Genomic DNA, 19,890 nt, shown 5'->3' with positions numbered 1-19,890 from the left:
CTTCCGATCTGCTTCGCCAAGCCGGAGCCGGCCCTTCGGGCCGGGGTCCTGCGCTTCGCTTCGGACTGGTTCGGCTTTCGCTGCGCTCCGGCCGAAGGGCCTGCTTCGCAGGCTTGAGTGACTCCGTTTCACGGAGTCCGGGTTTGCGGCCCGTTGGGCGGGTCCGCTCCGCTCCCCCACCCCGAATCCTTCCGGCTTCGCCTTCAAGATCAGCCCGCTCCGCGGGCGCCGGCGGCGGCCTCGATGGTGCCCGTTAGATTTCCTCTTGACGAAGTCGGCAGTGGAGCTTCCAACACTGGAAACCCAATGGCATAAACCTCCCATCCTGCACGGGGGTGGCCATGTTCTAACCAGCGGCCGGGAAGCACGCGGCCACGCAGACGCTTGCCAGCACCAACCCTGCCACCTCGAAGACCACTCCAAAGGCCAGCTTGTTCTGCGAGCCGCCAGCAGCACGGATGGGGGTTCCGTCCAGTTCCAGGGCTGTGGCCCCCTCGTGAAGGCTATCCAAGTCACCCCCCGGGCTTGTCAGCCCTCGAAGAGCTCTCCCAGAGGTATCGCACTGTCCAGCTTGGAAACCAGGCATGAACCGTGAACGTAGAACTGTTGGACTTCCACCCGGTCCGGCTTCGTCGCAATCAGCTTGACGAACTGAGGGTCTGAGTCCAGAAGGCCTCCACAACATACGGCACACGTATAGGACGGTTCCCTCACATTTCATCCTCCAGACTGCTCGGCCATCCGATCGGGGCAGCCGTGTTCATCTCAGCCAAACGGGCGATCTCCTCTTAGCCTTGAGTGCCACCAGCCACCCCTTCTCCGGGGGTCCCGACCCGCGAAAGGGTCGGGCAGCGTCCTTCGCCGCAGTTCCTCGTCCAGGCACATGATCACGCCACCGAGTTCCTGACGTGCTGGTACCGGCAGGAGCGACAAGACCCGCTCAAGCAGGTCCCTCGCCTCGGCAACATCCTCAAGCTCGTCAGAAGGACACGGACATACTGCGTATGAAATCTCCAGATACCGGCCCGGCTGAGCCAGAAACCGCCGATACCAATACAGAGCTACCTCAACACAGCCTGGCCATACGTCTTCGACGTCGGCCCGCTGCTCAAGCCTGTGAACCGCAGCAGACGTGCACGGTGACAAACGGTCAATCCTGTACGGGCGGCCCAAAGCAAAAAGCCGAGGATGAGGGGCACGCAACGCGCCCGGCCGCCTACGCGGCATAACCCTTTCGGGTAGCGATCTTCATATCCCACATACTCACACGAACAAGCCCACGCTGTCGACCCACAACACCAAAACCTCCAACCCACCAGTGCTTCAAAATAAGTACCGGATCAACTCAGGAACCAGACCATGCCACCCCGAACCACCACACCCACCAGCTGTCGTTGTCGGCGATCAGTCCAACTTCACAACCCCAGATCAGGGGCATGACGACTGCTCAGTTTCACCGCCCCCCGACAGCTGGGCGTGAAGAAGGCCGCACGTGCGACACCTCACTGCCCTGTCCAGCCCGACTCATCCCGGTGACAAGGCCCGGCAGCAGGCGGGGGCCAGCGTGTACCGGAGGATCGCTTCATGACCACCCTTATCCCCCCTCCCGGGCCCGACCGGCACCAGGCGATCGTCAGCGAGGTAGCCCTCCTGTGGGCCGCGCACCACCCCGGGCCGTTTCCCGACGTACCGTTCGACGACAGACACGATCTGGCGTACCTGGAATTCACCATGGCCGGCTGCGTCATGACCTACCTCAAAAACGGTGGCGTTCCCGGCCCCGGCCACGCCGACGTTCTCCAGCACTGCCTCCCAAAGCTCCGCGCAGCCGTCGCGCTCCTGGCACGCTCGGCGGAGTACCAGGAGGGACTCAAGGCCTTCCAGGACCTGCTTGCAATGGCCGAACTCATCCTCGCCGACAGGGCCTGAACCGAACACCGCCCGGGCCCCTCACCCACCAGGCCAGGGCCGAAGAAGCTCCTGATGCCGTCCCGAAACGACATCCCGCTTTTCCGGATTAAGGAAACGGTCAAGGCTGCGGCTCCTTCGACAAGAGAGCGGTCCCGTCTGACGGCGGGACCGCTCGGTGGTGTTCGATTCGCGAACGTCACACTGCGCTCGGCAGTGCTACGCCAGACTGGCGACGGCCCGCGCTGGGGGGTATCCCCCGTTCCGATCTTGGGGTGCGCCGGATCGCGCCCCGGTGGGGGGCGAAACTAGCGTCCAACCATGACTTCGACTCTGAGAAAGCACCTGGTCATGGCACTCGGTGTCGCTACGCTGCTCACCGCCGAGGTGGTCCCCGCCATCGCTCAGCCCGCCGGTCACTCCCCTGTGGAGCAGTTACGCCGGGACACCGAGGCAATCCACGCCCTCGGTGTGAGCGGTGTGCACGCCCGCGTGGTCGCGCCTTGACGGTCGGCAGTCGGTCGCCGCCAGCGGTACCGCCGACCTGAACACCGGCCGCCCGGTCTCTTCCGGCGGCTACTTCCGCATGGCCAGCACGTCCAAGACGATGGTCGCCACCGTGGTCCTCCAGATGGAGGCCGAAGGCAGGCTGTCCCTGGACGACACGGTCGACCACTGGCTGCCCGGAGTGGTGCGGGGCAACGGCAACGACGGCAGCCAGATCACCATCCGCCACCTGCTCCAGCACACCAGCGGCATCCGGGACGCCCTGCCCGGATACACCACGCCGAAGGAGTACTACCAGCAGCGCCACAACATCTACGAACCCGAGCAGCTGGTCGACCTCGCCATGGCCCATGAGCCGGAGGAGTTCCGGCCCGGCAAGGGCTGGGCGTACTCCAACACAGGCTACGTCCTACTCGACATGATCATCCAGAAGGCTACCGGTCACCCCGCTCATCAACAGATCGAACGCCGCGTCCTGCGCCCGCTGGGCCTCGACCAGACCCGGTGGATGGGCACCTCGCCCACCCTGCCTCGGCCCCACGCCCAGGCTTACCAGCTCTTCGGCCCCGGTTCCCGGGTGAATGTCACCGACCAGATACCGGTGGACTACGAGAACCTTTCGTGGGTCACGACCACACGGGATGAGAACCGCTTCTTCCGCGCGCTGCTCGACGGCCGCCTGCTACCGGCACGCCAGCTGGCCAAAATGAAGCAGACCGTCCCCGTGAGCGCGAAGGTCCAAAAGCTGTGGCCCAAGGGCCGATACGGGCTCGGCCTGGTCGAACGCCCCCTGGGATGCGGAGGAACCTACTGGAGCCATGAAGGCGGGGACGGCGGCTACATCACCCTCAACGGCGTCACCGATGACGGGCGTCGAAGCGCTGTGGTTTCCATGTCCGAGGCCCGCGGCGACACCAAGGAGCACATACTGGAGCAGGAGAACGCGGCCAGCGCCCTGATCGACCACGCACTGTGCGCCAAGGACTCCAGCACCCCGTGAGGGGAGCGCCGGCGCGGACCACATGCAGGAGGAGCTCCAGAAGCTCCAGCCGGGCCGGGGCGGTCGCGGCATCCTCGGCTGGGCCCGAGCGGAGGCCGGCCTCGGCGGCGGCCTCGTGGACGGTGCGGGCACGGGCGATCTCGCACGGACCCGGCGCCGGGTCGGCGATCTGCTCTACGGCCGTGAGGTCCTCCCCCGCCGGCTCCCGCTCAGCAGCGAGCTCGGCCAGAACCCGGCGCAGGGTGTCGAAGGCGAGGTTGGCGGCAGGCCGACCGGGACGATCGTCGATACGGCCGGAGCGGGCAACCTCGTAAAGGGCAGCCACGACCACATGACCGACAGCGTCACGGGTACGGCCACCGGTCGTGCGGACCTGCCCGCGGGTGATACGGAGGACGGCGGGAAGCATCGCCTGGACGATGATCCGGCCAGCGAGGACGGGCGGACCGGTCACCGCCGGCGAGGACAGCGGACCGGTCACGGCCGGCGGCCCGCTTCAGGAGGGCGCGCAGGACCACATCGGTCAGCGCACCGGTCACACCGCCGGCCGTCGGGCGGAGCACGGCCAGGAGCTGCTCGGGCGTGAGCGAGCCAGCGCAGGAATCGCTCACGGCCGCGATGCCGTCGGTCAGCCGACCATCGATCACCCAGCCGGTCACCACCTGACACAGGGCCCGGTCCTCGCACAGCACAGCCCAGTCGGCACCCAGCCGGGCGAAATACCCGCCACCGACGGCAGGATGCGAAGCATCACGCACGACACGTCTCCCTCTTCGGACCTCGTGCCACACACACTCCCCACACCGACATGCCCAAAACCTTGCCCACACCCCTAAAAGCCCAGACGGGAGGCTTGCCCACTCCCTGGGCAAACCCCCCCAGACCAATCGGGCAAGCCCGGTAGAGGGCTGGGCAAGCCACCCCAGACCGACAGGGCAAGCCTCCTCGGGGGGCGGGCAAGCCTCCTCCTGACCGGTCCAAACAACTCCGGACAAGCCTCGCAGGGGTTGGACAAGCCTCAGGAATTGTGGGCCAGGGCATGCCCAGAAGGCGGGTGCGAGGAGACTGTGAACCAGTGACCGCGGACCGGTCGTGACCGGTGACCAATGGACCCCGGACCGGTCACCGAGCCCGGCATCGGTCACGGGCCAGGTCCGCCAACCGGTCAGGACGCGGTCACCGCCCGGAGTCGGCAAGACGCATATCGCCGTCGCCCTGGCGGTCGCGGCCTACCGGCCCGGCTACTCGATCTACTTCACCAGCCTCGACGACATGGTCCGCAACCTCAAAGCCGCCGAGACCGCTGGCCGTCTGACGAACAAGCTCGGCACCCACCTGCGGCCCGGCGTCCTCGTGGTCGACGAAGTCGGCTACCAGCCCCTCGAACGCGCGGAAGCGAACCTGGTCTTCCAGGTCATCTCCAAACGCTACGAGAAGGGCTCGATCATCCTGACCTCGGACAAGACCTTCAGCAAAGCGCACAGGTTCCGGCGAACCTGTGCCAGGCAGTGCCGAAACGGGACGGGTTCAGCCTTGCTGGGGCGGGTGATCAGTCGTCGGCAAAGGAGAGACATACCGCGCGTGGCTCCAGGATCACCTGGTTGTCGGTATAGCAATCTGCCTGCCGGGTGCCGACCTCGACTGCACAGCCCACGCAGACGAGGTTCAGACCATCGGTGCCAGAAGGGCCCTGGCAGCAGCCGTTCGATCGCATGATGTCGGGATGCTGTTCTGTGCCGATCACGTCGTCAGGGTGCACGGTGAAGCCAGGGACATCGATGCCGAACTCGCTCACCTGGAAATTCCGGGCATAGGTGCCGGGGGGCATCCGGGCCGGACGTGTCCGGACGCCCGGGATCTCCGACATCGGGACCGGCGGCGGCACTTTCACCTTGGTGACTGGTCCGGTGAGGGGGTGTCGGCAGTGGTCACACAAGAAGCGCGGCATCCTGCTGATTCTGCAGATCGAACACTGCCTTGACCAGCGAATTTGCCGCGTCTTTCATGCATCAGGCAGGCGGCCCGGATCGACGTGATCGGCGAGATAGATCATGGTGGCCTCGGGATCCATGCCGAACGCGGCGGCGACGAGCTTGGGGTCCATCGTGTTGACCAGGTCGAGCAGTCGAGTGCACCGGATCATGCGGGGTGGGAAGCCGCAGGCGTCGAGGACGTGACTGACATAGGCGGTGGACGCCGGGCCCCGGCCGGACTTCGTCTGGCGGGTGACCATCACATGCGGGTTGTCCGTCCGCTGGTGTTCGCGGTGGGCCAGGCAGCGTTGCACTGCCGCCCAGGACGCCGGATCCAAAGGGATCGGATGCGGGCGGTTGCCGAGCCGGGCGGTCCGTGCACGAAAGTCGAGGTCAACGGCTTGTAACATCTTGACCTCGCGGCTTGAGGCGCCGTGCATCAAGGCGAGCATGCCCAGCAGAGCCTCGTGCGGGTGGACGGCCGGATCCGTTGTCCAGCGGCGGAACAGCACACGCTGCTGGTCAAGCGTCAGAGTCGCACCATTGAAGCCGCTCGGTCCTCGGGCTGTCAGACCGCGGGCGGGATCGACGAGGACGATCTTCCGGGACCGGGCGAAGCGGAAGAACTGTCCGAGTACCACCAGCCGACGCTTCCGGGCCTTGGGCGAGCCGGCCAGGAAAGCTTCGAGGTCGTGTACGTCGGTCAGTGCCCAGTCCTGCTTGCCGCGGTCACCGGCGAGGAACAGGGCGAGGTCACGCACGATGGCCAGTGCGGCTTCGATGGTGGCATCGGTGCGGGGCAGCGTTCCGGCACGCCGGGACCGCTCGCGCGAGCGGATCATGAAGTCGGTGAAAGCCTCCACCGAAGGTCGCAGGGGGTCGGGGACCGCGAGGATGCGGCGTTGTCGGCGGCCGGCTGCGAGACGCTCGGCCTGGTCGGTGGCCATGGCCAGGCCGCGACTCGTGAAGAAGGTCTCCAAAGCACGGGCGAGGGAGCCATCGAGCGGCCCGGGCGACGGGAGCGTTCGAGTACGGACTGAGGAAGGTCGGGCTGGCCGTCGGTCAGAAGCCGCCCGAGGGAAGTGATCATCGTGCAGGCCCGGCCGACGGAGTACTTGGCGGCGAGATCTGTCGTGAAGTCCTGCAGCCAGTCGGGAGGATTGTCGAGTTCGGCGATGAGGTGGTCGGCCCGGACGAAGGGGCGGTCGGGGTGACGCTGCCAGCAGGCCGAGCACAGTCCCAGCCCTGCGTGCTTCCGCACTCTGCCGCATTGTTCACAGGCCCGGGGCGGCTGTTTGGTCTGTCGGAGACGCGAGCAGTGCCCGCACCAGCCGGTGTCCTCGCGTAGAAATCCGGGCCGGCTACAGCGAGGGCAAGGCGCCTTGGCGGCGTCGCGTTCGGACTTCCGCAGGCAAGTGCGGCAGAGGGCCGAGGATTTACTCCGCACCGGGTGCCCGCATGCGGTGCATACGCGTGAGCAGGGGATGCACCGGCCGGTGTCTGCTTGGGGGACGCGCTGCTGGCCGCGCCGGGGACAAGCCGCCCGGGCCGCGGCCGCCTTCTGCTGGGCGGTGCAGCGGCAGCAGTAGTGCCGGTCGATGAAGCCCACCGGGGCTCCGCAGCCGGTGCAGTCGCTCTGTTTGACGCCCGCGGTGCCGCCCTCTCCAGGTCACAGCGGAGGCATCGAGCGGCCCCGTGCGGAGACTGCCTTCGGGAGCTCGGCGACGGGCCGCATCGGGGCCGCGGGACGTTCGACAGGGGTGGTGTCGACCTCGAACAGGTCGTTGGGGGTGCAGTCCAGGGCGGTGCACAACGCGATCAGCGTGGACATCTTCACCTGGGAGGGCTCCTTGCTGAACAGCGCAGACACCGACGCGGAGGACATTTGCAGCCCGGCGCGTTCAGCCAGCAGCCGCTGCAGCTGAGTACCGGTCCAGACCTCGCGCTGGGCGGCGGCCATCCGCAAACGCCATCGGATCTTCATGCGGTGCTGTCCCCCTCGGCAGTGAGTTCGCCGAGCGTGTTGGTCACCGCGCGGCGATAGGCATCCTCGATGAATGTCGCGGAGGGACGGACGTATCTCATGGTCGAGCTGACCGTCCAGTGGCCAAGGAGCTGCTGGATCGCCACCAGGTCCACGCCACGCTCGTAGTTGTGCGTCGCGCAGGCCCTTCGCAGGGCATGCGGGCTAAACCGGTCGGTTGCCGGGCGGCCTTCGAGTTCCATCAGATAGCGCAGGCGGTTGCGGATCGTCCCGCGGTGCAGACTTCCGCCGGACTCGTCCGTAAACAGCAGCACCGGTGAGTCGGGGAACTTTCCGCGAACGTCGTCGAGGAACCAGCGCAGGACGAGGTCGAGCCCGTCCAGCATCGGCACCCAGCGCGGCCTGGGCCCGGAGGTGCGGGCACTTTTGCCAAACCGCACGTGGAGCTTCCGAACGGACCTCTCGTGAAGTGGAGGTCTGGACGGTCTAGAAGCGACACCTCTTCCGAGCGAAGGCCGGCGTGATAGAGGGTTCGGAACATCGCATAGTCCCGGGCGGCGGGTGCGTACTTGCGGGCGGTGGCGATCCGGGCCTTGAGGAAGTCGAAGAAGTCAGCCACCCGCTCCGGGGTCGGCGGCGGCAGCTGGGCCGGGGAGTCGTCGCCGACATGCCGGGACGCGTTGAACTCATCGACTGGGCAGACCAGGCGGACGCCGAAACCGGCTTCGATCTCGACGGCCTTGCGGACCTGAAGGAACCGGTGGAAGCCCTTGAAGATCTGCACGTACTCGCGCCGGGTCGAGGCAGCCCGCCCGGAAAGGGCCAAGTCACCGACGACACGGTCGATGTCTTCGGGAGTGACGTCCCAGGCGGGCCGGCCCAGCGCGGTGAGCGTCCGTTCCAGCAATCCGATGTCGTTCTCGACCGTCACCGGACTGAACCCACGGGCCCGCCATGAGGCGACAAACGCCTCAACGCAGTCGGCCTGAAACGCCCACGGATCGGCGGTCACCGGCTCCAGCAGGACGGCACCACCCTGGACCACCCTCAACTGGGATGCCACCGGCACACCTTCCTCGCACCTGACTGATCAAGGCACCACCTGGAGAATCCTGGCACCACCACGAAGACCAACGAGGACAGCAGAGAATGGATATGGGCCGGTGGCAGCGGCGATCCACGAAAACGAACATGTGCCAGCCCCGGATGAGTGGGGCCAGGTCTTCGGCGACGAGGTCCTCGCCACCGCCATGCTCGACCGGCTCCTCCACCACTGCGAGGTGATCTCCATCAACGGCCCCAGCTACCGGCTAAAGAACCGCCTCCAGGCCACCGAACGGGAGAAGGACGTGGCCTGACCAGCTGCCATCAGGACACCGGATCCTCGCCAGGCGGGATGAAGGCATCGGCACTATCAGCATCCTCGACATGCCCCTGAGCATCGACCGTGATGGCCGTCGCCCGCCCCTGCGACGTGATGAGCCAGGCCAGTACCTGTTCCGTCAGCGGCGTTCCCCCTGGTCCCTCGTCCTTCCAATGCACCCGCCACCCTCCGCCAGGCACCGCGGCCACGACCTGGTCGGCTCGCTCCAGGTGGGAGAAGTCCTCGTAGTCCGTCACCGCACGCAAGGCACCACGCTTGGGATCGACGACCAAGGCCGTCCCCGTCGCCTGGTCCCAGCCCTCCACACGGACCATGCGGCCGACCTCGGTGTCGGTGCCGTTGAAAATCGCGGTCCAGCCAGTCTGATTGAAATAGCGAAGAGACACCGCTCCATCATCTCGAACCACGACGCCCACGCTTCACAGGCCCCCTTGCTCTGCACGTTCATCCGTACGCGGCTCTGCACATAGACGAGTACGCCGACACCAGGTGCTTGCCGGCATCAATCACACGGCGCTGACCGGTCTTCGGGCTCCCAGCCGGCGGGCAACCCCGGCACCGGACAACCGCGTCCCGGCACTCTCGGTCTCGGCAAGCCAGGCCGCAACCTGCTCGAAGGAACCGTCCGAGGCGGCGGCCGGGCCGACGTCGGTCACCGAGGCCGTCACCGCGGGCACGCTGAGGCGGGAAGCGGCACGGCCTCGACCGGGGACCCCGCCACCTAGCGCAGGCCGGTCAGCTCCCCGAAGAAAGGGGTACCGCTCCCCCCACGCCGAAGGACTGCTCCTCGCACGCCCGAGGCGTGCCGGCCGGCCCGTCAGCCCCCGCCGCCCCGGCGGCCGCAGCCGCGGCCTCACGCGCAACCGCTTCCAGCCCGGCCGCCTGAAGCCCGACAAGCACCAGCCCCAGCAGGGCATCGGGAAACAGGCCACCGGCGTCCTGATCGGTCAGGCTGATGAGAATTCCTGAAAACGGCCAGTGTCGCTCCTCGTTCCCCAGTTGTCTGCCTCGGGCAATGAGGTCCGGCTTCGTCTGTGGGCAGGGCGGAAGCGCTCTGCTCCGTGAACAGCTCCTGAGACGTCGCAGGCAGCAAACCACCCGTGCCCTCGTGCACCTCGGGTGGATCACGTTGGCTTGGTCCGGTCTGCGAGCTCTTCGAGCATGGGCCTACGGTGAGGGTCATGCCTCACGACCTCACACGCTTACATCACGTCGGGCACGTCGTCAGCGACATGGCACAGGCCATAGCGCTCTACCGGCGGCTCGGATTTCACGTTCCGCCGCCCAGCGTGCCGGCGCTGGCACCCCGTGAGGGTGCCGAGCCGGAGCCGTTCGGGGCAGCGAATACCCACGCCGACCTCTCCCGGAGCTTCTTGGAGTTGGTGACCCCGGTGAAGCCTGGGAGCATGGCGGGCCTGCCACCCGACGCGCGGATCGTTCCGCTCCAGGCGCCTCCGGAGAAGCTCCCCCTGGTCATGTCGCGGATCCAGGAAACGAGCGCCCAGCTTGGCGGATGGCGTGATCGCTTCGAAGGGCTCCACATTCTGATGTTCTCCTCGCCGGACATCGACGCCGCGGGGAAGCGGCTCGCCGCTGCCGGTGTCGGACACGGCGGGGTGAACACCGTCGGCCGACCGGTCGAGACCCCCGACGGCATGCGCACGGAACCCGTCCGCTATCTGGAGATCGACGGTGCGCCGGAAGGCCGGGTCGGCGTCGTTGCCGACTCGGACCCGGAGTTCCGGCACACCCGTCACCTTGACCACCCCAACGGCGCCCAGGACCTCGTCGAGGCGGTGCTGTGCGTTCCTGACGGACAACTCCCCCTGGTGAGCGAGCGGTACGAGCGGTATCTAGGCCGGCCGATCTACCCAGAGGGGCCGGTCACCCTCCTGACCAAGTCAGACCTCCCGGATCTGCTGCCGGGTGAGGAGCCGCCCGCGCTCCCGGCGCTCGTCGCCTGCACAGTTGCCGTCCCCGACATTGCTCGGGTACGTGAGCTCCTTGCGGAGAACGGCCTGCCCGTACGCAAGACGGCCCGAGGGGAGCTCTTCGTTCCAGCAGAAGCGTCCCTCGGCGCGGCTCTGATCTTCCGGGAGAGCTGAGAGAGCCAGGGCCGTCAGCACTGTGTGGTTCCGTTTCCGCCTTGCGTCGGCCTGGTGTGCGGCTGGGGAATCAGCATGAGCAGGTCCGGCCACCCGCTGAGCAAGGGGTGAGGAAACTCAAAGAGCGTCATCAAGGCCGCAGTCCCGCGCGAGGAACCCCGCGAACCGCTCCCCGGACGGAACCACGCCGTACCGGGCGACACAGTCCCGGCCAACCTGCCCCAGGTCGACGAAGACGGGCTCAGGGCGCCTCGGCCCAGGCCTCAGGAGTTGCTTCTGCGGCCGCAGCCGCAGACTCCACTTCCGGGACAAGGCCCGACTCGACAAAGAGGCAGTGTGTGACCGACAGCAGTTCCAGAACCCCGGCCACCACGACCATCTCCGGCTCAACAGCAGACCCGGACACGAGCCCGGAACACAGCGAGGCCGGGCCAGGCCAGCCTGGACTGGACTGGCCTTGGGCCGGCCTGGCCTGCGCTGCGCTGGCCTGGGCTGGGCCGAGCCGGGCCGAGCCGGGCCGGGCCCTGAAACGAAACGGCCTCTTCCTCCGGCTAACGCGGAGAAAGACATCCGATGGGGTTAGCGGGTCAAGCCGCGATGGCTAGTTCGAGCTTCGGCGGGGCGGGGAAGGCGGTGCTCTCGCTGTAGGGCCTACCGGTGGTGAGGCAGTGGTGGAGGCAGCCAAGGAGGCGGTTGTAGAGGTTTCTCTGGGCCGAGCTGTGGCGGTCGCCGGCCTTGCGCCGTCGGTCGTAGTGGGCCCTGGCGCCGGGCGAGGCGGTGAGGGAGGCGAACGCCCAGACGTAGCCGACCGCGGCGAGCCGCTGATTCTTGACCCGGCGGACCATGACCGCGTGGCTCTTGCCGGAAGCACGGGTGACGGGCGCCGACCCGGCGTAGGCCTTGAGGGCCTTGGCATCCGAGAAACGGGAGCGGTCGTCGCCGATCTCGGCGAGCACCCGGGCGCCGCTGAGCGCGCCCAGGCCGGGGAAGCTGGTGATGACCGCAGCATCGGGATGCCGTTCGAACAGCTCAACCGAGGCTTCGGCTAGGTCGTCCGCGGCGTTGCAGGCGGCCTCGAACTTGCCCAGCAGGGCGAGGGCCTGGCGGCCCATCGCGGTCTCGACCAACGGGAGCTGGCGCATCTGCGGAACGCGCAGGGCGGCGTGCAGACGCTCGGCCTCGGCCTCGATACCGCGCTGGCGGCTGGCGCGCTTGAGCCCGGCCTTCAGCTGGGTGCGGGTGAGGCGGGCGGCCTGGCCAGGGGTGGGAGCGGCGGCGAGCAGGGTGCGGGCCAGCGGCGCATTGAGGCCGCCGGTGGCTGGCTGGACGGCGGCGAGGTAGCCGGGGAAGTACTCGCGCAGGTGGGAGCGGAGCTTGTTGCCGGCCTGGGTGCGGTCCCAGACGGCGTCCTGCTGGGCACGGGCCAGGACGGCGACGGCCTGTGCGAGCTCGCTGTCGGCCGGCAACTGCCGGTGGGCGTCAGCGTCGGTGCGCAGGATGTTCGCCAGCACCATCGCGTCGAGGTGGTCGGACTTCTTGCGCGAGACGCTGTGCCGCTCGCGGTAGCGGGCGGCCGCCATCGGATTGACGGCGTAGACCGGCCGACCGGCCGCGCGCAGACACGCGACCAGCAGGCCGCGGGATGTCTCGATCGCCACTGGTATCCGCTCGTCGGGGCTGTCGCCGTGCTCGGCCAGGAGGTCGAGCAGCTGCTGCAGGCCCGCCGCGTCGTCGCCGATCCGGGCCCGGCCCAGGAGCTTGCCGTCGCCGTCGACCACGGCAACGTCGTTATGGTCGCTGGCCCAGTCGATCCCACAGAACACCTTCACGGGCATCCCCCTTGTTCTTCCGTCCGATGCACATATCCGCTGGTCAAAGACCTGCGCGGAGGCACGCGACTCCCTAATAGAAGGGCTCTGGGCCCGTCATCCGATTAGTCGTTCGTGACCCCAGCTGACCGCAGGGGCCTCGGTCTGTTCAGGAGCTCGGAGGCGTGCCGGCGAGGTGAGAGGTGCACCCTGCGGCGGGCTCGGACCACGGACATTCGATCATCCGCGCGGCAGCGGCCATGAGGGCGCCGGACGCCGGGGCCCGCCGGTCTCCTTCTGGACGTCAGGGCCTCAGGTGTCATCCAGGAGTGACCCCGGCGCCTGGCGCCCTCACGGTCGCGTTCCCCGGCCGCGGTTAGCTGATGCCCCGGGGCCAGCTCCGCTTGGGACTCAAGGCCCCTGGGATGTTGGCTCACCGGACGTCAGCTGATCACCGTCGAGGTGAAGCCGGCGGCCGCGCTCTTTTTCGAGGTCTCGCAGGACCGGGTAACGGGTAGCGATCCGTCGGCTTCGGGCCCCATTAGGTGTCGTCGTGCCAACCAGGCTTGCCCACCGGGCCTGACCAGGCACAACGCTCAAAATCGAAAAAGTGGGAGTCCCACCCCCGGTCACACCCCCGGTCCCCCGCCTAATGCAACCGTGCAGACAACCCTCCAGCCCCCCTCCGGCCCAACTGCCCCGGGGACACGCCAGCATAGGCTTGCCCACCACCACACCGCACCGAACGGGCCGGACCCTGCCTACCGCTGACGGCGATACCCAAGGCCGTGGCGGCCGGGCTCACCAGACACCACACCGCAGCAGCCCGGCCAGGGCCGACCGAGCAAGCGCTCATTCCCCCCCGATCGCAACGCTCGACCCGCAGTTCCCGCAGTGCTCGACATCGGGCGCCGGACAGACTGCCGGGAGCAGCGCAGGGGCCCTGGTGCTGGGGTAGACCGGGAGGAAACGCGCTCCAGGTGCGCTGCTGGTACTCGGCGTGGGCGTCCTCCGGAAGGCAGAACCGATCGGGGATGGCCGCGAACTCGTTGGCCTGGGAGCCCCGCACCTCGATGTCCCGGGTGGTGACCGACTGCCCGCCGCCGAGTGTCAGGGCCCGTCCCACGACCCCACATGCGGGTAGTCGCCGGCCCGAAGCCAGCCACACCCTTCATGCACCGGCCGCACGTCCACAGCCGAGACGACACCGTGCTCCCCCACACCCCGCACATTCACAGCGGCAGCTCCCCTGGCCGCGGCCGCCTCCGCGGCCCTCCCCTCACCGGCCCGGGCCTTCCACTCCGCCCCGGCGGCCTTCCACTTCGCCTCCCGCTCCCGCTCGACGGCACGCTGCCCGCCCAAACTCTGGCCCCGCTCCCTGACGGGTGACCGGCAAACCGACGCCAGCACCACAACACCTCGACCGCGGGCAAGCCCTCTGAGATGGACTTCCGCGACCAGGGCAAACCCCACCACCCCACGGACAAGCCCTGATCACACCAGCCCGGGCAAGCCCCGTTACAGCGCGGGCAAGCCGTGCCGGCTGGCCGGCCAGCCGGTTCAGAGCCTGCAGGCCCTCTCCCTCGGAAAGAAGAACACCTGGCCCGCCGAAAGCCGGGATCCGGCCGTCTCCTCGGACCAGGCCAGGGGTCCGACGCCGAGGCGGCGGGCATCCATCGCAGAGGTGATGAGCTCGGCCGCCCGCGTGGCGGCGTGCGGCTGGTCGGCGCAGAACGGCACTGCCAGCGGGGCCGCTTGATGCCCGGACCGGCCCCGCAGGGGTGACGGGTGGTTAGCGGCCGCCCATGTGGAAGAGGGTCGAAGCCGGGGCCGCCAGTTCCTTCGCGAGCTGCTCACTGCTGGTGGCCGCAGCCTCGGCCACGCTGCACGGCGCGCCGGAGCGATCGGGTTCCTGGTGAAGGACATGGACCTGGACGGCTTCCTCACCGCCCTGCGCGTGGTCGCCGCCGGCGACGCACTGATCGCCCCCGGCGTCCCCGCCGCCTGATGGCCCATTACGCCGCTCGCAGCGCACCCGCGCCTGTGCCTACCAGGCGGGAACTCGCCGGCGTCACCGCACGGACGCGGTCGCTCCAACCGCGAACTGGCCGACGACCTCGGCATCAGCCCCCGTGCTGCCGGGGCACACACGTCGCGAACCTGCTCACCAGACTCGGCGTCCGCGACCGCGTCCACTGGCCGACCAGGGCGTGGCCGTCATCGGCTTCGCAATCGTGGTCCGGAATCAGTACCTCCAGCTGGCGTAGACGGTGACGTTCTGACCGTTGTCCCTGGCTCCGACACACACATCACGCCAGTCGAGCAGCCAGCCGCTGGCGCGGCAGCTCTCCTGCTGGAGTCCCAGTTCGCGGATGATGTCCGGGCGGGACAGGCCCTCCCCGCTGGTGACCGTCGCGGCGCGCCAGCAGCCGCCTGAACCGCAGCTGGTGCCTTCGTCGACCATGCTGATGCCCGGCGGCAATGAGGGGAGGGCCTTGGACGGCGGGGCTTCCGAGCCTTCGCTGATCAGCAGCGCGTACAGGAGGCCGACCACGAGGGTGAGGGCGAACTGCGTCCCCAGGAAGCCGATCGCTCCGTTGCGGCGGGAGGTCCACTTCGGGGTAGACGAGTTCTCGTGCCGTCCTTCCAGTCCCGCGCCGCAGGCGATGAGCAGGGGCGCGAGAACCGTGAACAGGAGATGAGCGTCGGGTCCGGGGGCGTCGATCCAGCCCTGCTGGACACTGGTCAGCAGACCGGCTCCCGCGAGCAGCGCGCCGCCGATCGCGAAGCCGACTGGGCGGGTGCGGGCGATCGTCATCCAGACGACGGCGGGCGCGACGGCGAAGAGGATCCCCAGGACGATCAGCATGCACGGGAGGACGGCGGCTTCGAGTTCCCGGTTCCACCCGGCCGGGGCTCAAGTGGTTCATCATCCGAAGGTTCTTACCTGCGGGCTCGCCGCGGCGGCACGGGTGTACGGGTCGTCGTGGACGGGGTGTCCGAGCCTATGAGGGGGCGGGGGCGGTGGGCAGCCCTTCGGCGGCCGACGGATCGTGCGGCGGTTCGCCGAGCTGGTCGCGCAGGTAGTTCCAGACCACGGCGACGAGGGCGGCGGCCGGTACGGCCAGCAGGCTGCCCACGACGCCGGCCAGGCTGCCGCCCAGCGTGACGGCCAGCAGGACGACCGCGGCGTGCAGTCCGAGACCGCGGCTCTGGATCATGGGCTGGAACACGTTGCCCTCCAGCTGCTGCACGGCGACGATGATCGCCAGCACGATCAGCGCGTCCGTCAGGCCGTTCGACACCAGCGCGATGAGCACCGCCACCAAACCGGCGAACAGGGCGCCCACGATCGGCACGAACGCGGAGACGAAGGTCAGGACCGCCAGCGGCAACACCAGAGGGACGCCGACGATCCACAGGCCCAGGCCGATGAACACGGCGTCCAGCAGGCCGACGAAGGCCTGGGACCGGACGAACGAGCCCAGGGTCTGCCAGCCGCGCGCGGCCACCTCCGGAACGTCGGTGGCGAGTCGGCCGGGGAGCTGGCGGGTGAGCCACGGCAGGAAGCGGGGGCCGTCTTTCAGGAAGAAGAACATCAGGAAGACCGCCAGCACGGCGGTGACCAGGCCGTTGAAGACGGTGCTCACGCCCGTGGCGACGGTGGAGACCGCGCTGCCAACGCTGTTCTGGAGCCGGGCCACCGCGGCGTCGAAGGCGCCGGTGATCTGGTCGTTGCCGATGTTCAGCGGCGGCCCCGCCGCCCATTCGCGCAGCTGCTGGATGCCCGCGGCCACGCCGTCGACCAGTTCCCCCGACTGGGAGGCCACGGGAACCGCGATGAGTGCCACGATGCCGGCGGCCGCCAGGAGGAAGAGCACGGTCACGGCGGAGGCGGCCAGGGCGGGCGGCCACCCGCGCCGACGCAGGAAGGCTGCCAGGGGCCAGGTCAGGGTGGTGAGGAGCAGGGCCACGATGAGGGGCCAGATGACCGACCACATGCGGCCCAGAACCCACAGCACCGCCGCTGCCATGACCAGGACCACCAGCAACTCGGCGGACACGCGGGCCGAACGCCGGAGTGCGGCAGCGGCTTTCGTGGAGCTCAAAGTGACAGACATGGGCTCACCCTATGCACACGGCGTTCGGCCCTGGGCAACGCCTTTGAGGGCCGGTGGCCCCGGCCCGGGACCGAGCCCGCGGCGCCGGTGGGTGACGCGTCGGCGCGGAAGGGAAGGTTCAGGTCAATCGGCCGCGCGCCGGTCGGCGCCCTGTCCACGAGGCTCAAAACGGTACTGCCGGACGGTCAGTGAGCTGGTGCCTGACGCCCCGGCGGCAGCGCGGGCCGCTGTCACCGGCGGGGACGACCGCGGTCGCCGTCCCCCGGCTCCGCCTGCGGCCATCGGTCCGGGCCGGGAACAGGCCTCGTACACCCGGCGCCGAAGAGGATCCGTGGGCGGGGCCGGGGCACGGCGCCTGCTCAGGGAGTGCCACCAGTGGCGGCGGCGGGGGTGCACAGCACGGCCCAGTCGGCGACCCAGAAGGAGGTAACCGAGCAGTGCGCCCGCGGTGTTGAGGATGACGTCGTCCACGTCGAAGGCGCGGCCCGCGACCAGGGCGCCCTGGATCAACTCGACGAGCGTCATGACGACGGCCGTCACCGCCACCACCCTCAGCAGCCCCCGTGCCTGGGGCAGGAGCACCGGGAGCAGCACTCCGAACGGGACGCCGAGCAGCACGTTCCCGCCGAGCTGCTCGGCGGCCTCCCTGACGGACCTGCCGTCGAGGTACAGGCCGATCGAGGCGCCCGGGTGGGTGTTGCTGTGCGCGATCCCGGCCGAGGCGGCCGACGGCTCCAGCGTGACGCGCGCCAGGACCAGGCTGAAGAGAACGGTTCCGGCGAAGGCCGCCAGCATCGCGAGCGCCCGTAACGCCGGGTGGACGGGCGGACCGGCCGCGGGGACGGACTCCCGCCCGCCTTCCGTTCCTTCCCTCCCCTGCGCCCGCTCCGCCCGCTTCGGCCTGCGCACTGCGGCGAGTTTCCCGCGTAGGTCCATGGACCGCTCCCTCCGAGACCGGCTCGCACCGTGCAGGCCCGTGTACCCCCTTCGGACGGGCCGACGCGTTCCCGCGCCGCGGGAGCCCCCGGACGGAACCCGGCCTCGACGTGCGTCAGCGGTTCCTGACCGGGTCGAGGAGACCTGGCGGGAGGTACTCCGCGAGGGACCGGGCGGTGGCCACCCGCTACGAGAAACCCGCCGTCCGCTACGAGGCAACCGTGCTCGTCGCGGCCATCAACGAATGGATGTGACCTGTATTCCCCCATAGCTGATGGGGATCTTCGGAAACGCCCGGACCTGCTCCTCGCCCCAGGCGTTCTTCGGTGTGGGGTAGGCATCGGCGCCGCTCGTGTCGGAGTCGGCCGGCACACTGCGACTGTGATGGACGCGACATTTGCAGACCACCCGGACGCTTCGTCCGGTTCCCTTCCGCCCACAGCACAGGCAGAGCTTGCTGGCACCGCCTGGGAGGAGCTGCCGCACTTCTGTACGGGCCGGCACAGTGTGCCTGACACCCCTGACATCCTCGGCGCTGTGCTCGCCGCCGATCCAGCGCGCCGGGTGCGGGCGGTGGAGAATCTGTACCGGCTGCTCCTCAACAAGGAGCGTGTGTTTCCGGCGACCGCCCCGGCGGCCTTGGTCCTCGCTCGTCTTCTCGACGATCCGCGCACTCTCGCCGAAGACCGGTGGGAGCGCAGGGCCGGTCGGCGGTCGCTTCGCGCCGAACTGCTGAACTGGCTGGCTTCGTTCGCCGACATCGCCCGCCTGGACGTCGAGGACGGCGTCGGCACGGCGCAGGATCTGGCTGCCGCTCGTGCGGCACGGCCGATACTCCACGACCGCATCGCGGATTTCTGCGACGCCGACGATCCAGCGGTGAGGGAAGCCGCGCTCACGGCCACCGCCCTGCTCCTGGCCGACCCGGCCCTCGCCTCATCCGCACCCCGGTACGCGCCCGCCGTTCGCGAGATTCTGGCCGTGAGCGCGGACTCGTACTATCGGTTGATCGCCCGGGAGCGGCTGGCCGCCTGGGGGGAGGATGTCACCGGTCTCGTCGCTGCTGAGGAAGAGCGCCGCGCGGCCCTGGACCAGGCAGGCAAGTTGGCGGAGGACCCGTTCGGCGGCCAGGAGCAGGAGCAGGCGATCCGCTGGCTGGAAGAGCAGCCCGCGGACACCGCGGCTCCGGAACGACTCGGCCGCAGGCGTGAGGGCTGGGCCGCGCCCGTACCGGCCGCTTCGCACGAGCCGGCACCCGAGCTGCCCGTGGCCGCCCCGGGGAGCGAGGCAGGGCACCGCGGGCCGTGGCGGATCGCCCCGGCGGAGGAGCGTGCCGAGTGGACGTTCACGCCGTACGTAGGAGTCGGCCCCCTGCACTTCGGAATGACCTTGGAGGAAATCACCCGCGTACTCGGCGAAGGACCTGCCGTCTCGTCGTACTCCCATCACGGCGAAGACCGGCAGCTCAACTATGCCGACTTCGTTGAGAGCGGGATCAACCGGCTCAAGAAACACCGGGTGGTGGCCACCCGCTACGAGAAACTCGCCGTCAGCTACGAGGCGACCGCGCTCGTCGCGGCCATCAACGAATCGATGTGACCTGTATTCCCCATAGCCGGGAGGACCGTCAGCGGTGGCCCAGCACGTTGACCACCCGGCCGTTGGGGTCACGGACGAAGAACCGGCGCACCCCCCACTCCTCGTCCTGCAGGGGGTAAACGATCTCCGCGCCGCTCTCCCGCATGGCCGCGTAGGCCGCATCCACGTCATCTACCTCGACGCTCATATCGGGAGTGAGCGGTGCGGTCTTGTCGCCGGCCATCAAGCTGATCTGCGCCGCCGGACTGGACGGGGACGCCAGCGTCGTGATCCAACCGTGGTTCATGACCTCCTCGAACCCGAGCAGGCCATAGAACTCCCGGCTCTCCTGCACAGCCTCCGAGTGGACATTGGGTACGACACGGCGAACGGCCATCGGTACCTCCAAGATTGACAACAGACCGGCGTTGAGGTTCTCCAGGAGTACTACGCCACACCGGCCGCCGCACACACTTCCAATACACGCCCTAAGAGGTCGTTTTCACCTGTCTCAGCCGTGTATCTGCCGATTTCTGGGGTGCGGGATCGTGGTGCCGGTGAGGCCGAGGAGGTGGTCGATGTCTCT

Annotated in this window: 18 protein-coding genes and 2 pseudogenes; 9 read left to right on the top strand and 11 right to left on the bottom strand. The window is 68.7% G+C overall.

Annotated features, from left to right (window positions below; translation table 11 throughout):
- Positions 1 to 1,584: 1,584 nt before the first annotated feature.
- The 3 genes from ACQKM2_RS38995 to ACQKM2_RS38985 all read left to right on the top strand — a co-directional run bounded on the left by ACQKM2_RS38995 (position 1,585) and on the right by ACQKM2_RS38985 (position 3,415).
- Complete coding sequence (locus tag ACQKM2_RS38995) at positions 1,585 to 1,929, top strand: hypothetical protein (protein ID WP_427718493.1); 345 nt, start codon at positions 1,585 to 1,587, stop codon at positions 1,927 to 1,929.
- Positions 1,930 to 2,229: 300 nt separating this feature from the next.
- On the top strand, positions 2,230 to 2,415 hold the full coding sequence (locus ACQKM2_RS38990) for a hypothetical protein (RefSeq protein WP_427718500.1): 186 nt from the start codon (positions 2,230 to 2,232) through the stop codon (positions 2,413 to 2,415).
- Positions 2,387 to 3,415 carry a serine hydrolase domain-containing protein gene (locus tag ACQKM2_RS38985; protein ID WP_427718491.1) on the top strand — a complete coding sequence of 343 codons (1,029 nt, stop codon included), beginning with the start codon at positions 2,387 to 2,389 and terminating at the stop codon, positions 3,413 to 3,415. The genes ACQKM2_RS38990 and ACQKM2_RS38985 overlap by 29 nt, the downstream gene beginning before the upstream one ends.
- Before the next feature lie 344 nt (positions 3,416 to 3,759).
- On the opposite strand, the gene ACQKM2_RS38980 is transcribed toward ACQKM2_RS38985, so the two are convergent.
- Positions 3,760 to 4,173, bottom strand: a complete 414-nt coding sequence (locus tag ACQKM2_RS38980) for a hypothetical protein (RefSeq protein ID WP_427718488.1) — start codon at positions 4,171 to 4,173, stop codon at positions 3,760 to 3,762.
- A 421-nt stretch (positions 4,174 to 4,594) separates the two neighbouring features.
- Between ACQKM2_RS38980 and ACQKM2_RS38975 the strand changes: the two are divergent.
- Positions 4,595 to 4,891 (top strand): annotated as a pseudogene (locus ACQKM2_RS38975) (ATP-binding protein); the annotation flags it as partial.
- A gap of 73 nt (positions 4,892 to 4,964) precedes the next feature.
- On the opposite strand, the gene ACQKM2_RS38970 reads toward ACQKM2_RS38975, so the two are convergent.
- The 4 genes from ACQKM2_RS38970 to ACQKM2_RS38955 form a co-directional block, all read right to left on the bottom strand.
- A complete protein-coding gene (locus tag ACQKM2_RS38970; protein ID WP_427718498.1) occupies positions 4,965 to 5,363 on the bottom strand; it encodes a hypothetical protein in 399 nt (132 codons plus the stop codon).
- Between the two features lie 54 nt (positions 5,364 to 5,417).
- A complete protein-coding gene (locus tag ACQKM2_RS38965; RefSeq protein ID WP_427718486.1) occupies positions 5,418 to 6,335 on the bottom strand; it encodes a tyrosine-type recombinase/integrase in 918 nt (305 codons plus the stop codon).
- Between the two features lie 722 nt (positions 6,336 to 7,057).
- The gene (locus ACQKM2_RS38960; RefSeq protein WP_427718483.1) at positions 7,058 to 7,372 is read right to left on the bottom strand and encodes a helix-turn-helix domain-containing protein; all 315 of its coding nucleotides are present in this window, start codon (positions 7,370 to 7,372) and stop codon (positions 7,058 to 7,060) included.
- Positions 7,369 to 7,758 (bottom strand): tyrosine-type recombinase/integrase, encoded by a 390-nt coding sequence (locus ACQKM2_RS38955; RefSeq protein WP_427718496.1) that lies wholly within the window; start codon positions 7,756 to 7,758, stop codon positions 7,369 to 7,371. Before ACQKM2_RS38955 ends, ACQKM2_RS38960 begins: the two co-directional genes overlap by 4 nt.
- A gap of 281 nt (positions 7,759 to 8,039) precedes the next feature.
- On the opposite strand from ACQKM2_RS38955, the gene ACQKM2_RS38950 reads away from it, so the two are divergent.
- Both ACQKM2_RS38950 and ACQKM2_RS38945 read left to right on the top strand, forming a co-directional pair.
- Positions 8,040 to 8,330 carry a hypothetical protein gene (locus ACQKM2_RS38950; protein WP_427718480.1) on the top strand — a complete coding sequence of 97 codons (291 nt, stop codon included), beginning with the start codon at positions 8,040 to 8,042 and terminating at the stop codon, positions 8,328 to 8,330.
- Positions 8,331 to 8,580: 250 nt separating this feature from the next.
- Positions 8,581 to 8,730 (top strand): annotated as a pseudogene (locus ACQKM2_RS38945) (ATP-binding protein); the annotation flags it as partial.
- A 10-nt stretch (positions 8,731 to 8,740) separates the two neighbouring features.
- On the opposite strand, the gene ACQKM2_RS38940 reads toward ACQKM2_RS38945, so the two are convergent.
- Complete coding sequence (locus tag ACQKM2_RS38940; protein ID WP_427718478.1) at positions 8,741 to 9,142, bottom strand: hypothetical protein; 402 nt, start codon at positions 9,140 to 9,142, stop codon at positions 8,741 to 8,743.
- A gap of 795 nt (positions 9,143 to 9,937) precedes the next feature.
- Here ACQKM2_RS38940 and ACQKM2_RS38935 point away from each other — a divergent pair.
- A complete protein-coding gene (locus ACQKM2_RS38935; RefSeq protein ID WP_427718476.1) occupies positions 9,938 to 10,861 on the top strand; it encodes a VOC family protein in 924 nt (307 codons plus the stop codon).
- 587 nt (positions 10,862 to 11,448) lie between these two features.
- Here the strand turns inward: ACQKM2_RS38935 and ACQKM2_RS38930 are convergent.
- The 4 genes from ACQKM2_RS38930 to ACQKM2_RS38915 all read right to left on the bottom strand — a co-directional run bounded on the left by ACQKM2_RS38930 (position 11,449) and on the right by ACQKM2_RS38915 (position 17,726).
- Entirely contained in the window at positions 11,449 to 12,696 is a 1,248-nt protein-coding gene (locus ACQKM2_RS38930) for an IS110 family transposase (protein WP_427718474.1), read from the bottom strand.
- 2,218 nt (positions 12,697 to 14,914) lie between these two features.
- A complete protein-coding gene (locus tag ACQKM2_RS38925; RefSeq protein WP_427718471.1) occupies positions 14,915 to 15,538 on the bottom strand; it encodes a hypothetical protein in 624 nt (207 codons plus the stop codon).
- A gap of 136 nt (positions 15,539 to 15,674) precedes the next feature.
- Positions 15,675 to 16,790 (bottom strand): AI-2E family transporter, encoded by a 1,116-nt coding sequence (locus ACQKM2_RS38920; protein ID WP_427718468.1) that lies wholly within the window; start codon positions 16,788 to 16,790, stop codon positions 15,675 to 15,677.
- Positions 16,791 to 16,913: 123 nt separating this feature from the next.
- Positions 16,914 to 17,726, bottom strand: a complete 813-nt coding sequence (locus ACQKM2_RS38915) for a VanZ family protein (protein ID WP_427718465.1) — start codon at positions 17,724 to 17,726, stop codon at positions 16,914 to 16,916.
- Positions 17,727 to 17,836: 110 nt separating this feature from the next.
- Here ACQKM2_RS38915 and ACQKM2_RS38910 point away from each other — a divergent pair, with 110 nt between their 5' ends.
- On the top strand, positions 17,837 to 17,980 hold the full coding sequence (locus ACQKM2_RS38910) for a hypothetical protein (protein ID WP_427718463.1): 144 nt from the start codon (positions 17,837 to 17,839) through the stop codon (positions 17,978 to 17,980).
- Positions 17,981 to 18,263: 283 nt separating this feature from the next.
- The gene (locus tag ACQKM2_RS38905) at positions 18,264 to 19,325 is read left to right on the top strand and encodes a hypothetical protein (protein ID WP_427718461.1); all 1,062 of its coding nucleotides are present in this window, start codon (positions 18,264 to 18,266) and stop codon (positions 19,323 to 19,325) included.
- Between the two features lie 28 nt (positions 19,326 to 19,353).
- Here the strand turns inward: ACQKM2_RS38905 and ACQKM2_RS38900 are convergent, their stop codons facing one another.
- On the bottom strand, positions 19,354 to 19,701 hold the full coding sequence (locus tag ACQKM2_RS38900) for a VOC family protein (protein WP_427718459.1): 348 nt from the start codon (positions 19,699 to 19,701) through the stop codon (positions 19,354 to 19,356).
- Positions 19,702 to 19,890 lie beyond the last annotated feature (189 nt).

The sequence above is a fragment of the Streptomyces sp. NPDC004126 genome, assembly GCF_050275515.1.
In the GTDB taxonomy this organism is placed as follows: domain Bacteria; phylum Actinomycetota; class Actinomycetes; order Streptomycetales; family Streptomycetaceae; genus Streptomyces.
Note: the sequence above shows the minus strand (reverse complement) of the source record. Positions and strands in the feature narration are given on the sequence as shown.